We start from the raw sequence: 14468 nt of genomic DNA, 5'->3' as shown, positions 1-14468 counted from the left end.
TCAGAAAGGGCGGTTCGGTCAGATGGGAAGTTCCTGGGCTCTGGCGATGATAACATCGCCGAAGCGCTCGACAAAGAGAGCACCTTCGACGGTGCGCTTGACCAGCACGTTGCGCTTGTCGAGCTCGTCGCGATGGCGTGACACCAGCTTCAGCGCTCCCATCGTATCGAGCGCGCGGGTGATCACCGGTTTGGTGACATTGAGCCGGGCAGCGAGCCCGCGCACCGTGTGGGGCGGCGGGTCGAGATAGATGGTGAATAGGATCGCCGTCTGGCGCATGGTGAGATCGGGCGTGTCGTCGCGCACCTGGGACAGCATCACCTGCTGCCACAGTCGCAAGGCTTGGCTCGGGCGCATGGAAATCGACATCCAGCCAGCATGCCGGCAAATTGTTTCGGTTCCGTTTCAGTTTCGAGAATTTCCGGTTGGGCAGCAACCATCACGCGCAGCGCTTCGAGATGACCCTTTCCAGCGCCCGAATGCCTTGCGCCTCGCCGCCGGCAAGGCCATGCGGCCGATCGGCCGGGCTCCAGGCGAAGATGTCAAAATGCGCCCAGGCCGCGGTCTTTTCGACAAAGCGCTTCAGGAACAACGCCGCCGTGATCGAGCCGGCGAAACCGTCCGACGTTACGTTGTTGATATCGGCGATTTTCGAGGACAGCTTTGTGTCATAAGGCTTCCACAGCGGCATGCGCCATAGCGGATCCTCGACCGCAGCGGAAGCCGCCGCCAGATCGGACGCCAGCGCTTCATCGCCGGTGTAGAAGGGCGGCAGGTCGGGGCCGAGCGCGACGCGTGCGGCCCCCGTCAGGGTCGCCATGTCGATCAGCAGCTGCGGCTCGTCGTCGTCGGCCAGCGCCAAGGCGTCAGCCAGCACCAGCCGTCCCTCGGCGTCGGTGTTGCCGATCTCGACGGTGATGCCCTTGCGGCTCACCAACACGTCGCCGGGCCGGAAGGCGTTGCCGGCAATCGAATTCTCGACCGCCGGGATCAATACACGCAGCCGGACGTTCAGCCCGGCGGCCATAATCATCGCGGCGAGGCCCAGGACATTGGCGGCGCCACCCATGTCCTTCTTCATCAAGAGCATGCCCGAGGACGGCTTGATGTCGAGACCACCGGTGTCGAAGCAGACGCCTTTGCCGACCAGCGTCAACTTCGGAGCGTTCTTCGGCCCCCAAATCATGTCGATCAGACGCGGCGCGGCGACCGATGCGCGGCCGACCGCATGGATCATAGGGAAATTCTTCTTGATCAGATCGTCTCCCTTGGTCACCGACATTTCGGCCTTGTGCTTTTTAGCCAAGATCCGAACAGCCGCCTCCAGCTCGTCCGGTCCCATGTCGCTGGTCGGAGTATTGACCAGATCGCGCGTCAGGAAGACGCCATCGGCAATCCAGCGAACACGCGCCGCTTCAGCGCCGGACGGCAGCGAAAAACGCAGCGCCTTGCCGGGTTTCTTGCCGTAGCGGGTAAAGACATAACCACCGAGCGCCAGCGCGATGGCCGCAAGTTCCGGCTCGGCAAGTGCCGAGGCGAAATGCCAGTCGCCCTCCGGCAAGGCTCTCGCCAGCGCGCCGACGGCAAGCGCGCCATCGCCATCGCCCGTGCCAAACAGTGCTCCGGCAAGCGCGCCGTTTTCGCTGGGTATCACGAGCGTCCTGCCGGCCTCGCCGGAAAAGCCGTTGGCCCTGGCCCAGGCAAGGGTCGACGACGCAAGACCTGCGGCCTCCAGCCCATCCTTCGCCACCAGATGGACCGGCAGCGTGGTCTTCAATTCCTTCTCGACGAGTTCGACAGGCATTCAATGGTCTCCGGCTTTCGACTCGGCGTTTCTTAACTGTCCATTAGGGTTAACAGAATATTTCTGCGGGAGGGAAGATGGCCACGCAATGGCCACGTCTATGAATGGAGGCCTGATGCGATGCCGACCAACTGCATAATGAACGCCACGGGAAAGCGGCTGATCACCACGGCATTGATTATGGCGCTTGCAGCGAGCGTCGCCGGCTGCGGAACCAGCAAGCTCACAACCGGCTCGATCAGCCGCACCAGCAGCAGACCACTGGAAACCATGTCGGCCGGCGAGTTGCACAAAGCGACGATCACGCTCGGCCAGTCCTATGCCAAGAACCCCAACGACAAACGGATTGCGACGAACTACGCGGCGGCGCTGCAAATGGATGGCGACGCCGATCAGTCGCTCGCCGTGATGCGCAAGCTGGCGATCGCCCTGCCGAAGGACCGCGACGTGCTCGCCGCCTATGGCAAGGCGCTCGCCGCCAACGGACAGTTCGAGCCGGCACTCGACGCAGTGCGGCGCGCACAGACGCCGGAATATCCCGACTGGAAGCTGGTGTCGGCGGAAGCCGCGATTCTCGACCAGCTCGGCCAGAGAGACGAAGCGCGCCAGCATTATCGCAAGGCGCTGGACCTCAAGCCGAATGAACCTTCGATCCTTTCGAATCTCGGCATGTCCTACGTGTTGGAAGGCGATCTGCGCACGGCCGAAACCTATATGCGTTCGGCCGCACAGCAGCCGAATGCCGACAGCCGCGTGCGCCAGAACCTGGCGCTGGTCGTCGGCCTGCAGGGCCGCTTCGACGAGGCCGAGAAGATCGCTTCGCAGGAGCTCTCGGCCGAGCAGGCGCAGGCGAACGTGGCTTACCTTCGCCAGATGCTTGCCCAGCAGAACGCCTGGAGCCAGCTCAAGGACCAGGACAAGGCAAAGCCTGCCACCAATTGAAGCGGCCTCAGTCCGCCGTTACTTATGCCGGAATACCAAAGCCGCGTTGCATCAGCACCGCGGCTTTCGCATATGTTGTCGCCCTGGCGAGACTATTGGCCGCTGGATGTCGACGGATCACCGAAGATGCCGCGCTGGCTCACCTGGATGCCTGCGGGGCCTAGAATGATGGCGAACAGCACCGGCAAGAAGAACAGGATCATCGGCACGGTGAGCTTCGGCGGCAAGGCCGCGGCCTTCTTCTCGGCAGCGTTCATGCGCATGTCGCGGCTTTCGCTGGCAAGCACGCGCAGCGCATGCGCCACTGGCGTGCCGTAGCGCTCGGCTTGGACCAGCGCCTGCGCCACCGACCTGACCGACTCCAGGCCGGTACGGCTTGCAAGGTTTTCGTAGGCCTGCTTGCGTTCCTGCAAGTAGGAAAGCTCGGCATTCGTCAGGATGAACTCTTCGGCAAGTGCCACCGATTGCGCGCCGATCTCGTCGGCGACCTTGCGAAACGCCGCCTCCACAGACATGCCTGATTCAACGCAGATCAGCATCAGATCGAGTGCGTCCGGCCACGCCATCTGGATCGACTGCTTGCGCTTGGTGGCGCGGTTGTTGACATAGAGCACCGGCGCATAAAAACCCGCATAGGCGACGACGACGCAGACGAACAATTTGACGAGAACCGGCTGCTCCGGCAAACCCCCGACCACGAACACGTACATTGCGGCCAGCGCGAAGCCGACAAAGGGCAGAACCAGGCGGAAGAAAAGGAAGCGCGTCAGCGGATTCTGCCCGCGAAAGCCCGCCACCTTGAGTTTCTGCAAAGTGCCCTCATCGGCGAGAGCTCGCCTCAGGTCGAGCCGGTCGACAATATTGCGCATGCCGATCGACTGTTCCTCGCGCAGACCCTTGCGGCGGCGATCGGCTTCGACGGCAAGCCGCGCACGCTGCTTGGCGCGCAATTCCTCGCGCTCCAGCGCCACGGATTTCATGCGCGCCTTGAGCTGGTTCCCGCCAAACGCGGGCAGCAGCGTGAAGACGGTCGCAAACACCGCGATACCGACCAGCAAGGCAATCAGGAATGTCGGGTCGGTAAGGGTTTTGATGACGCTCTCAGTCATGCGCTCGATGTCCTAAACTTCGAAGTTCATCATCTTGCGCATCACCAGGATGCCAATCGACATCCAGACCGCCGAGCACCCGAGGATCAGATTGCCGACGCTGGTGGTAAACAGAGGCATGATGTAGTTCGGGCTCGTCAGGTAGACGAGAAAGGCGACGATGAAAGGCAACGCGCCGATGATTACCGCGGACGCCTTCGCTTCCATGGACAGCGCCTGAACCTTGGCCTTCATTTTCTTGCGATCACGAAGCACGCGTGAAAGATTGCCCAGCGCCTCGGAAAGATTGCCGCCTGCCTGGGACTGGATCTGGATGACGATGCCGAAGAAACTCGCTTCCGAGCATGGCATCGTCTCGGCCATGCGCAAGCTTGCATCGGGGATCGACAGGCCCATCTGCTGCGAATCGACGATGCGGCGAAACTCGGACTTGACCGGTTCGGGAGATTCGTTGGCGATCAGGCGGACCGCGTCGTTCATCGGCAAGCCTGATTTGACAGCACGAACAATGATGTCGAGCGCGTTCGGAAATTCGTTGAGGAACGCCTTGATCCGGCGCGCTCGGCAAAACGAGACGAACCAGCGCGGCAGGCCGAGGCCGCCGACCAGCAGCACACAAGGCAAGACAAGCAGCGGCGCACCTATGAAATAAACAAGAAATGTCAGGACGACGCCGCAGACGGCCGAGTAGAGATAGAAGCGCTCGAGCGAGACCTTCATGCCCGCCTGACGGATCTGGGCCTTGAGTGGCGGCTTCTTAACGATGCTCTGGCTGGTTTTCTGCCTCTGTTCGAGCTCCTTCAGCGAATCCTGGACCGATTTGCGCCGCTTGGCCGCTTCCGCCACGCGATCGCGCGAGGCCTTGACGACGGCACCGTCAGTTTCTGCGGTCTTGATCGTTTCAAGCCGCCTTCCGACTTGCTTCTCGGTGCTGATCCGGTTGAACAGGAAAGCATAGGCGACCGCGCCGGCGCTGAAGCCAGCGAGCACGACGAACGCCAATACGGTGCCGTCAACTCCGAACATCGATCTTAGCCCCTACGCCTTCGAATGCATCAGTCAGCGCGTTTCTCCATCGCCTCGAGCGCAATGGCGAGGCGCTGTTCCTCGCCATAGTAGCGGGCGCGCTCCCAGAAATGCGGACGACCGATGCCTGTCGACACGTGCTCGCCCAGCAGCCTGCCGTTCGCGTCTTCACCTTTTATGTTGTAGAGCACGATGTCCTGCGTGACGATGACATCGCCCTCCATTCCGATCACCTCGGTGATGTGGGTGATGCGCCGCGATCCGTCGCGCAGGCGTGCGGCCTGTATGATCACATCGACGGAACCGACTACGATTTCACGCACGGTTTTTTGCGGCAGCGTATAGCCGCCCATTGCGATCATCGATTCGATACGGTTCAGGCATTCGCGCGGGCTGTTCGAGTGGATCGTGCCCATCGAGCCGTCATGGCCGGTGTTCATCGCCTGCAGAAGATCGAACACTTCAGGTCCGCGTACTTCGCCGACGATGATGCGCTCGGGGCGCATGCGCAGGCAGTTCTTGACCAGATCGCGCATAGTCACCTCGCCCTCACCTTCGAGGTTTGGAGGGCGGGTTTCTAGGCGCACGACATGCGGCTGCTGCAATTGTAGCTCGGCCGAGTCCTCGCAGGTGATGACGCGCTCGTCGCGGTCGATATAATTGGTCAGGCAGTTGAGCAGCGTCGTCTTACCCGAGCCGGTGCCGCCCGAAATGACGATGTTGCAGCGGACGCGGCCGATGATCTTCAGAATCTCTGCGCCATGCGGCGAAATGGCGCCGAACTTGACCAGCTGATCGAGCGTCAGCTTGTCCTTCTTGAACTTGCGGATTGTGAGCGCGGCGCCGTCGATGGCGAGCGGCGGCGCGATGACGTTGACGCGGGAGCCATCAGGAAGGCGTGCGTCGCAGATCGGGCTCGATTCGTCGACGCGGCGGCCAACCTGGCTGACGATGCGCTGACAGATGTTGAGCAGTTGCTGGTTGTCGCGAAAACGAATGCCGGTCTGCTCGACCTTGCCGTTGACCTCGATGTAGACGTCCTTGGAACCGTTGACCATGATATCGGCGATGTCGTCGCGGGCGAGCAGTGGCTCCAGCGGGCCGTAACCCAGGACGTCATTGCAGATATCCTCGAGCAGCTCTTCCTGCTCGGAAATCGACATCGCGAAATTCTTGATCGCGATGATGTCGTTGACGATGTCGCGGATTTCCTCGCGTGCGCTTTCGGGATCGAGCTTGGCGAGTTGCGACAGGTCGATCGTGTCGATGAGCGCCGAGAAGACCTGGCTCTTGGTATCGTAATAGGTTTCGCTCTTTTCGCGCTGGATTCTTTTCGGCGGCTCCGGCGCCTCGACGACGCGGCGCGCAGGCGGTGCGGCAGACGCGCCGAGCAACGGCGCGGGCCTGGCAAGAACCGACGTTTCTGCAGGACTTACCGGCGGCGCGCCAGCAGGTGCCGGCTGACGGAATTCCGGGGTGAACCGGCTGCCGTCGTCGCTACCTCTTTTGCCAAACATGATCGACTACCAATTCCGCCGGGGATACATCATTTCTTGCTGCGCGAAAGCTTGCCAAGGAGATTGCCGAGGCCCGCTTTCTTTCTTGCCTTGATTTCGCTGCGCCCGGTCAAAACGTGTGCGATCTCGTTGATGGTGCCAACCACCTGATTTCTCGCATCCATTTCGCCGAGCATGCGCCCGTTGTTGGCGGCGTTTCCAAACAGCAGCGGCTCGAATGGAATGACCGACATTGGCGACAGGCCGAGCGAGTCGGCGAAGTCGGATGACGCAATCTCCGGACGCTTTGGCACGCCCGCCTGGTTGATGATCAGCTTGGGCGGCGGATCGTTCGGGCGAAGCCGTTTGAACATGTCGACCAGATTCTTGGTGTTGCGCAGATTGGCCAGCTCCGGCGTCGCCGTGATCACGATGTCATCGGCTTTGGTCAACGTGTTCTTGGTCCAGCCTGTCCAGATATGCGGGACGTCGAGCACCAGAAGCGGCACGCTGCGCTGGGCCATGTCGATAAGCTGCGTGAAGGCTTCGGGATCGAAGTCGTAGACCCGATCTAGGGTTGAGGGTGCTGCAAGCAGCGACAGGTGCTCGGCGCACTGGGCAAGCAGCCGGTCGAGATAGACCTCGTCGACGCGCTCCGGTGAGAAGACGGCCTCGGCAATGCCTTGGGCCGGATCCTGGTCGAAATTGATGTTGGCCGTTCCGAACGCCAGGTCGAGATCGGCGACAACCACTTCGGACTTGAACAGGGACGACATCGCCCAGGCCACATTGTGGGCGATGGTCGAGGAGCCGACGCCACCCTTGGCGCCTATGAAGGCGATCGAGCGGCCGATCGGCTCGGCTTCCGGATCAACGAAAATCGACGATATAACGCTGACAATATCGGCCATCGACACCGGCGCGATGACATATTCGGAAATGCCGGACCGGATGAGCTCGCGGTAAAGCCCGACGTCATTGTAGTGGCCGATGACCACGACCTTCGAGGTCGGATCGCAATATTCGGAGAGTTGCGTGAGTTGCTCGAGCAATTGCGTCGGCTCACTGCGCGATTCCAGCAGGATCAGGTTCGGTGTCGGCGCCGACTGGTAAAATTCGATGGCGGTGGCGATGCCGCCCATATGGACTTTCAGATGGGTCTTAGTCATGCGGCGATCTTCGCCGGCGCGCTCGACCGGATTGGCGACGCCCTCGGTCTCGCAAAATGCCTGGATCGAAATGCGCGGAATCGGCCGCAACGCCTGCATGGCGGTCATGTCCCGCAGCGAGGTTTCGCTGCCGTCTATCCCCGCGTCGTAGGCAAGATTGCTCATTGTCATTTCTTTCCGTGACCTGGGCTGCTCAAGCTCAATACTCAACTTCCGAATTGCCGAGGAACTCGTCCGAAATGCCTCGCTGGCGATAGACGTCGATCACCTCGCCGCGATTTTCAGCGTCGATATCGGATTGCTTGCGCGGTCCGATCAGATCAGCGGGGTTGGCCAACTGGGCGGCAAGATTGTTCTGATACGAGCAGCCGAAATCGGCATAGTGCTTGTTTTCCGACGTCTCCAGCAGATCTTCGGGCCAGCGCCCGCATCCATCCGTCTGGGCCTTCACCGAGACATAGGCGACGCGGATCGGCGCGGACGCTTCGGCCGAAGCCGACTGATAGGTGGTCATGACGATCCGGTTCCGGCTGATGCCGCTGGCGATCGCAAGCTTGGCGAAATCGCGACCGGCCGCGGTGGCGGCAATCTCGTTGGCCGAACCGCTCGGGATCGAAATCGTCAGGGCAGGAGCGGCGCTTTTGTCGTAGCCGTCCAGGAAACCCAGAAGCGTGTCGCGCTGAGAACCGGTCATGCCGCGATCGCCGGCGCCGACCGGAAGGTCGATCTTCTGGATCTTCTCAGCGATCACGATCGGATGGGTGGTGCGATAGTCGTCCGGAACGGCACCAACCGTGATGCTGTCCCGCTTGGCGCAGCCCGCAAGCAATGCCGCGACCGCAATCGCCAGGAGCGGAATGGCCGGCCGGTAGTGTCGCGAACGGCCGAGCCGCATCGCTGCGATGATCGTCCTTGGTTTCGACGCTGACTGAGACATGTCCGCTTCCCCGCTCACTTGTAGATGAAGCCGACGACGCCGTGATAGCGGCCGTTGGGCTTGTCAGTTTGCATGGTGCCGTAGACCCGATTGACCCGACCAAGGAACATGCCGGCGCCATCGCTGGCAGCGTTGAAATTGTCGTCCGGCTTGGCAAGAGCGTTGCGTGCCACCGGCTTCACCAGGTAGGGCGTGATGATGATAACGAGTTCGGTCTCGTTGCGGACGAAATCCCTGCTGCGGAAGAGAGCACCGAGCACTGGAATCTTGGTCAGTCCGGGCAAGCCGTTGACGGCTTGCCTGAGATCGTCGCGGACAAGGCCGGCAATCATCATCGAGCCGCCCGAAGGCAGTTCCACCGTCGTGTCGGCCAAGCGTTTGCGGAGCGAGAGGGCGTTCATGCCGGGGCTTACTACGCCCTCGGACAAAGATACTGATCCTTCCGTTGTCGGCTCGGAAACCGACGTCCTGACCTTCAGGCTGATGCGGCCAGGAGATAGCACCACCGGCTGGAATTCCAGGCCAATGCCATATTCGATCTTCTCGACTGAATAGGTCTTCAAACCGGTCTGGTTATCGTTTGATACGGCTTGGGAAACGCTGGTCACCATATTATATTCGCCGCCGACTTTGAAGGTCGCCTTCTCGCCGGATACGGCCGTCAATGTTGGCTCGGCCAGGGTCTTCATGACGCCTGACTGTTCCATGGCGTTGATATAGGCCTGCAGCGTCGAGCTGCCGATAGCGAGACCCGAGTTCGACAGCGACTTGCCTAAACCGGTGAAATTGTCGCTTACCGCGCCCCAGCTGATGCCGTTGCTGCTGCCGTCGCCAATCATGTTGACGCCGAGCTGCTTCATGACCGAGCGGCTGACTTCCGCAACCGTCACCTTCAGCGTCACCTGGTCGTCGCCGATGATCTGCAGCAGGTTGACGATCTTGCTGACTCGACGCTCGGAATCCGGGTTGTCGATGTCGACACCGCCTTCGGACGAGCCGCCGGAGGCGGTCTGCGAATATTGTCCCGTGGTCGCTTCACCGCCGGACACGAAAATGGTGGCCAGATCGACCGCGCGCTTGGCGTCCAGGGGCGTGTCCACGGTTCCGGTCAGGACGACGTTGTCGTTCAGCAATTCGACCTGGATGGTCGATGACGGGATGAAGCGTCGGATATAGTCTTCCAGTCCGGCGACGTCGCGTTCGACCGCCAGATCCAGGCTGACGATCTGTTCGCCATTTGGGCCGAAGACGAAAATGTTGGTGTCGCCCACTGCTTTTCCGAACAGATAGATACGCCTGGCGGTACGGGTCACCGCGTCGGCGACCGCCGGGTTGGCGACGAGAATATCATAGGCATCGCTCGGCAGATCGATGACCACCGATTTGTTGAGACCGAGCTTGACGTGCTGGGTTGCGGTCGAAGCCGTAACCTCGGCATTTTTGCCAGCCGCATTCGCATCGACGACACCAGGCAGGCTCGTTCCAAGGACAAACAGGCCGATTGCCGCAGCCAGGGTGACGGGCAGTCCAGCGTTTAGCCTCATTGCCTTGCCCCCACTTCGGAAACTTCGCCCGACTTGATCAATCGTACCGTTCCGCGACGCCCATTGCCGGAAACGAGATAGTCGGCTTCGCCCAGGTTTTTCTCCTGTGTGTCGCTGATCGACCGCAGCGCCAATGTCAGGCGATCCGCCATCTGCTGGGCCACTGTGATGATCTCCGCCTGCTGCGGCGTCAGCTCCAGCGTGGCGGTCTGGCCGACCCTGGTCCTCTTGCCTTCCTCGTCCTCCTGGATCGTCTGGTCGATTGCCAAGACGCGAATGTTCTTGAGGATGGTTTCGGTCGTAAAGCCGCTGCCGCCACCGCCGGCGTCTGCTCTGCGGGTCATAATGACGTCGACGAAATCGTTGGGAAGAATGAAGCCGCCGGCCGAAGTGTCGGCCGATACCGCTGTGGCGACGGCCCGCATGCCGGAAGGCAGGATCGACGACATGAAGCTTTGTCCCTCGCCAATCAGCTTGGAGCGCCGCAACGGCTCGCCGGCATACAACGCCACACGGGCGACACCGCCTTTTAGCTTCTCCAGCGCTTCGGGTTCCGCGGCGCGGGTGATGAAATTCGCGTTGATGCCGTCGGCCGGCCAGGACTGCCAGCTGACATTGTTCTCAAGCGGGCTGCCCATCGGAACGTCGCCAGACAGGACAAGCACGTCCTGCAGCGCGATTGCCGGCGCCGAGGGGCCGGAATCGACGATTTGAGGCGGCGGAACCGCCATGTTCTTCGCAACGTATCCTGCACCACCCGCCGCAGCTACCGCCACGCCCAGTATGATCAGTCGGGATGCTGGCATCTGTCCGAACCTCGTCCTTGGCAAACCACCTAGCCAAGCCGGACCTTGCAGCGGCAATCGTCAAAACAAGGTTAATATAATGCTTACGATCGTGATTAATTTAACGTTTACATAAATTTGAGGCATCGTCTCCCGGCCCTGAAAAGGCGGGCAGGCGGCCGGCTCCAAAGCCAGTTCGAATACTGGAGGTCTGACGAGGGACGTATGGCGGCGAGAAACTAGGCCGCCAGCCTTGCGAGTGCCCATGCCATCAATGGCGAATTCGGAAAGGTGAGCAAGCCGCCAATGCCGAGCGCGATGCCATAGGGAACGCCAGCCGTACCATCCGCCAAGTGGCGTAAGAACGGATTGTGGCTTGTAACGGCTGCAAGCGGGGATTTGCGGTAGACGAGTATGGCGAGCGTCAGCAACCCGCCGATGAATGCCGAGGCTACAAGATATTGAACGAGATGGACATTGAGTCCCATCCAGAGGGCGGTGGCGGCCAGCAGCTTGGCATCGCCGCCTCCCATGCCGCCGAGCGCAAACAGACCGAACGTCACCGCGAGAACCATGCCACCGGCGGCAAAATGCCAGCCATAGGTAGCCCAGTCCATGCCCGTCAACGGCGCGACCAGGGCAAAGACGGCCACAAGCAGCACCGGCACGCGATTGGCGATCGTCATCGACAGCATGTCGGAGATCGCGGCAAAAAGCATGCAGAACGGAAAGACGACAAAAATCAGGGCTTCAAGCATCGGTGCGGCGCCTGTGGGCGAACTATAGCTGGTCTTAAAGCTAGGTATGCTCGATTAACGATTGATGAGGCCGAAAACTCAAATCGAGCGATAGGATTAAATAAGGGCCGCCTGTCAGGCGGCCCTTATCCGGAAAACAACTAAACGTCGTTGTTTATTACGGGGCGGGGGCAGCGGGGACGGCGACATCGCCCACCGTATCCGAGATATCGGTGAACTTGGCGTTAATGCTATCGCCCAGCGCGCCGGCGCCGACCATGATGGCGAGTGCGATGAGAGCGGCGATCAGACCGTATTCGATAGCGGTCGCGCCGGATTCGTCCTTCACAAAACGTGCAATGAGATTAGACATTCGAGAGCTCCTACTCCAGGTGTTACAGCAATTCCGTCAACTTCTCTTGGCGGCTGATCGGATATTGCCAATCTACGGAGAAGCTCTTTCGATCGGCTTAATAAACAGTCTTACCGATTCCTTTCGGGGTTCGATGACATTGCGTGGTTAACCGTATCTAAGTGACGCCTCATGGACCCGACAGGCGCATCAACGCCGCGAAAGGCGCAGTTTGGCGACTTGGCAAAGGGACGACCCGCTCGAGGCGATCACGACGCCGATCCCGACATCATCGCGGTTGCCGCCCGCTTAACTGTTGCTTCACCAATCTCGTTCATGTTCCGTTGAGCAATTTGCCGCCGTGGAGCGCTTGAATGACCGGACCGAGATCGTCCCTTCCGATTGCCGCGCTTCTTGCTGCCGCAGCCTTCGTCTTGCCGGCCAAGGCTGGTGCCGGCATCGAGGTCACGATGAACCAGGCGAAGATCGTCAAATTGTCGCGAGCCGCCGATACGATCGTCGTCGGCAATCCGGCGATCGCCGATGCCTCCGTGCAGGATGCTTCGACGATCGTGCTGACCGGCAAAGGCTTTGGTGTCACCAACCTCGTCGTCCTCGATCAAGAGGGCCGTCCGATCGTTGACGAGCAGATCACCGTGGTGCGACAGGACGCGTCCTCGGTGCGCATCTATCGGCGTGCCGAAATACAGACCATGTCCTGCACACCGTATTGCGAAAGCTCGTATAAAAGCGATGCGGAGAAGGCCTCCGAGGCCGAGATGAGCGCCGGCAGATAGCGACTGGGCGGTTTTCGCCCCGCTGAAATACCGCTCAGTTATCAGTCGGTTAAAAGCACCCCGTCAAATTTAGCGATCATCCAAACCGCACTTCAATGGGTTTTCGCTAATGTTCCCGCTGACACCCCTTCAGGATCGGCAGGCACGAGACATGAGCAAGGCAGGACGAGCAAGCTTTTCGGCACGATTCCTTGGCGATCGGCGCGGCAGCACGGCTTTGGAGTTCGCCTTTCTTGCCGTGCCGTTTGCGCTCCTGGTCTTTGCCATACTGGAGAGCTGCATTTCATTTGCCGGGCAAGAGGTGATGGCCAACATCACCGACGATGTCGCGCGCCGGCTGCGGACGGGCCAAGATAAGGCAGCCGACATGAACGAGGCCACGCTGAAGACCATGATCTGCAGCCGGCTGGAGATCATGGTTGCCAAAGACTGTCCCGGATTGGAGGTGGATCTGCGCGAATATCCAGCCTTCGCCGATGCGGCCAAGGCGGGCTTCAAGATCAATCAAGACGGCGACATCGTGTTGACGGGCACGGACCCCGCGACATTCACGGTATCCCCGGGCCCAGCTGAGTCAATAAACATGCTGCGGGTTTTTTACAAATGGCCCGTCATGACCGATTTCATGGCCAAGTCGATGGCCAATCTGAAAGACAGCAAAACGCTGCATTTCGCGTCGGTGACCTGGCAAAACGAGCCGTTCGACAACTGAAACCGCATCGTTGTGTGAATGGAAAGGGACGAGGGAATGGGGCGCGTGGGGGCATTTTTTGGGACGGTTGGGATTGGCACGAAAGCCATTCGGTTCTGCTGCGATAGCCGTGGTGTCGCGGCGATTGAGTTTGCCTTTATCGTACCCGTCCTGTTGATCATGTACTTCATGACCATGGAAGCCTCGCAAGCTATCGAGACCAGCAAGAAAGTCAGTCGCATCGGCAGCATGGTCGCAGATCTCGTCACCCAGCAGCGGACCGTCGAGGCAGCCGAACTCGATGCAATCATGCAGATCGGCAACTCCACCCTTCAGCCCTACAACCGGTCGACCCCGGAAATCACCATCACGGCGATAGAGGTCACGCCCGACACGCCACCGCAAGTAAAGGTCGTCTGGTCGCGCAAGATGATGGCCAATGGCGGCTTCGGCGCCGGCGATGCCAAGACCTCCATCACTACGGTTCCACCGGCCCTCGAGGTCAGGAACACCTTCCTCATCCGCGTCGAAAGCGATCTCGTTTATAAGCCGATCATCGCCTGGTCGGCGGACGGCAAAAGGCGCCTTGGGTTGAGTTCGGCCTTTGATTCGATATCGATGGGCGAAACCTATTATCTCAGGCCCCGCGGGAGCCCGACGATTCCCTGCGGCACCTGCTGAAACGACGGCGCCGACTCCATTGCTATTGGCCGTTGCCTGACACCAGGCGCACGATGGCTGCGGCCATCGCGTAATCCTTCGGGCTGGCGACGGAGAAGCCGCCGGAATGTTTTCTGCTCCAGAAGGTCGTATGCATCCGGCGACGTCGATCTGAGATTGATAAGAAATACGGTGAGCCGCCGTTTGGCTTCGGGGTCGATATCGCTGCGGACAGCATGGGGACCATATCTCAGCAGGCCAGACGTCCACACGACCTGAAGTGCTGCTTTCGAAAGCCCTGCCACTTCCAGCCTGGCCACCGTACCGCCCGTGACGTCCGGCCTATTATCGCCGCCGCCGGCGCAACGATGCCGACACGAAACGTGCCGATGTCATCCCGCCAATCGGCAAGCACCTGA

At 60.5% G+C, this 14468-nt stretch carries 15 protein-coding genes and 1 pseudogene; 4 read left to right on the top strand and 12 right to left on the bottom strand.

Translation table 11 applies throughout. The features are described 5' to 3' along the window. Nucleotides 1-18: 18 nt before the first annotated feature. Together AC0L26_RS21525 and AC0L26_RS21520 are read right to left on the bottom strand one after the other, a co-directional pair. The gene (locus tag AC0L26_RS21525) at nucleotides 19-369 is read right to left on the bottom strand and encodes a MarR family winged helix-turn-helix transcriptional regulator (RefSeq protein ID WP_095487941.1); all 351 of its coding nucleotides are present in this window, start codon (nucleotides 367-369) and stop codon (nucleotides 19-21) included. A 70-nt stretch (nucleotides 370-439) separates the two neighbouring features. Next, nucleotides 440-1804 carry a leucyl aminopeptidase family protein gene (locus AC0L26_RS21520; protein WP_473634392.1) on the bottom strand — a complete coding sequence of 455 codons (1365 nt, stop codon included), beginning with the start codon at nucleotides 1802-1804 and terminating at the stop codon, nucleotides 440-442. Between the two features lie 120 nt (nucleotides 1805-1924). Between AC0L26_RS21520 and AC0L26_RS21515 the strand changes: the two genes are divergently transcribed. Then, nucleotides 1925-2746: a tetratricopeptide repeat protein gene (locus AC0L26_RS21515; RefSeq protein WP_352933951.1), complete on the top strand. Its 822-nt coding sequence runs from the start codon at nucleotides 1925-1927 to the stop codon at nucleotides 2744-2746. A 92-nt stretch (nucleotides 2747-2838) separates the two neighbouring features. On the opposite strand, the gene AC0L26_RS21510 is transcribed toward AC0L26_RS21515, so the two are convergent. The 9 genes from AC0L26_RS21510 to AC0L26_RS21470 all read right to left on the bottom strand — a co-directional run bounded on the left by AC0L26_RS21510 (nucleotide 2839) and on the right by AC0L26_RS21470 (nucleotide 11922). Beyond that, nucleotides 2839-3855 (bottom strand): type II secretion system F family protein, encoded by a 1017-nt coding sequence (locus AC0L26_RS21510; protein ID WP_352933954.1) that lies wholly within the window; start codon nucleotides 3853-3855, stop codon nucleotides 2839-2841. Between the two features lie 12 nt (nucleotides 3856-3867). Next, a complete protein-coding gene (locus tag AC0L26_RS21505; protein WP_473634391.1) occupies nucleotides 3868-4881 on the bottom strand; it encodes a type II secretion system F family protein in 1014 nt (337 codons plus the stop codon). Nucleotides 4882-4910: 29 nt separating this feature from the next. Then, nucleotides 4911-6398: a CpaF family protein gene (locus tag AC0L26_RS21500; protein WP_473634390.1), complete on the bottom strand. Its 1488-nt coding sequence runs from the start codon at nucleotides 6396-6398 to the stop codon at nucleotides 4911-4913. Between the two features lie 29 nt (nucleotides 6399-6427). Then, nucleotides 6428-7711 (bottom strand): CpaE/TadZ family protein, encoded by a 1284-nt coding sequence (locus AC0L26_RS21495; protein WP_473634389.1) that lies wholly within the window; start codon nucleotides 7709-7711, stop codon nucleotides 6428-6430. 34 nt (nucleotides 7712-7745) lie between these two features. Continuing rightward, the gene (locus AC0L26_RS21490) at nucleotides 7746-8483 is read right to left on the bottom strand and encodes a CpaD family pilus assembly protein (protein WP_473634388.1); all 738 of its coding nucleotides are present in this window, start codon (nucleotides 8481-8483) and stop codon (nucleotides 7746-7748) included. A 14-nt stretch (nucleotides 8484-8497) separates the two neighbouring features. Further along, nucleotides 8498-10027: a type II and III secretion system protein family protein gene (locus AC0L26_RS21485; protein ID WP_473634387.1), complete on the bottom strand. Its 1530-nt coding sequence runs from the start codon at nucleotides 10025-10027 to the stop codon at nucleotides 8498-8500. Then, nucleotides 10024-10833, bottom strand: coding sequence for a Flp pilus assembly protein CpaB (gene cpaB / locus AC0L26_RS21480; RefSeq protein ID WP_352933973.1), 810 nt, complete (start codon nucleotides 10831-10833; stop codon nucleotides 10024-10026). Before cpaB ends, AC0L26_RS21485 begins: the two co-directional genes overlap by 4 nt. Nucleotides 10834-11051: 218 nt before the next feature. Further along, a complete protein-coding gene (locus AC0L26_RS21475) occupies nucleotides 11052-11570 on the bottom strand; it encodes an A24 family peptidase (protein ID WP_473634386.1) in 519 nt (172 codons plus the stop codon). Between the two features lie 157 nt (nucleotides 11571-11727). Further along, nucleotides 11728-11922, bottom strand: a complete 195-nt coding sequence (locus tag AC0L26_RS21470) for a Flp family type IVb pilin (protein ID WP_352933979.1) — start codon at nucleotides 11920-11922, stop codon at nucleotides 11728-11730. Nucleotides 11923-12275: 353 nt separating this feature from the next. Between AC0L26_RS21470 and AC0L26_RS21465 the strand changes: the two genes are divergently transcribed. From AC0L26_RS21465 to AC0L26_RS21455, 3 genes are all read left to right on the top strand, one after another. Then, nucleotides 12276-12698 (top strand): pilus assembly protein N-terminal domain-containing protein, encoded by a 423-nt coding sequence (locus AC0L26_RS21465; RefSeq protein WP_352933982.1) that lies wholly within the window; start codon nucleotides 12276-12278, stop codon nucleotides 12696-12698. 151 nt (nucleotides 12699-12849) lie between these two features. Beyond that, nucleotides 12850-13410, top strand: a complete 561-nt coding sequence (locus tag AC0L26_RS21460; RefSeq protein ID WP_352933985.1) for a TadE/TadG family type IV pilus assembly protein — start codon at nucleotides 12850-12852, stop codon at nucleotides 13408-13410. A gap of 36 nt (nucleotides 13411-13446) precedes the next feature. Then, complete coding sequence (locus AC0L26_RS21455) at nucleotides 13447-14070, top strand: TadE/TadG family type IV pilus assembly protein (protein WP_473634524.1); 624 nt, start codon at nucleotides 13447-13449, stop codon at nucleotides 14068-14070. On the opposite strand, the pseudogene AC0L26_RS21450 reads toward AC0L26_RS21455, so the two are convergent. Continuing rightward, a pseudogene (locus AC0L26_RS21450) lies at nucleotides 14022-14384 on the bottom strand (PhnD/SsuA/transferrin family substrate-binding protein); the annotation flags it as partial. The gene AC0L26_RS21455 and the pseudogene AC0L26_RS21450 sit on opposite strands and share 49 nt — an antisense overlap. Nucleotides 14385-14468: the final 84 nt, after the last annotated feature.

It is taken from the genome of Mesorhizobium sp. WSM4823, from assembly GCF_055811195.1.
This window is presented reverse-complemented; position numbering and strand designations above follow the sequence as displayed.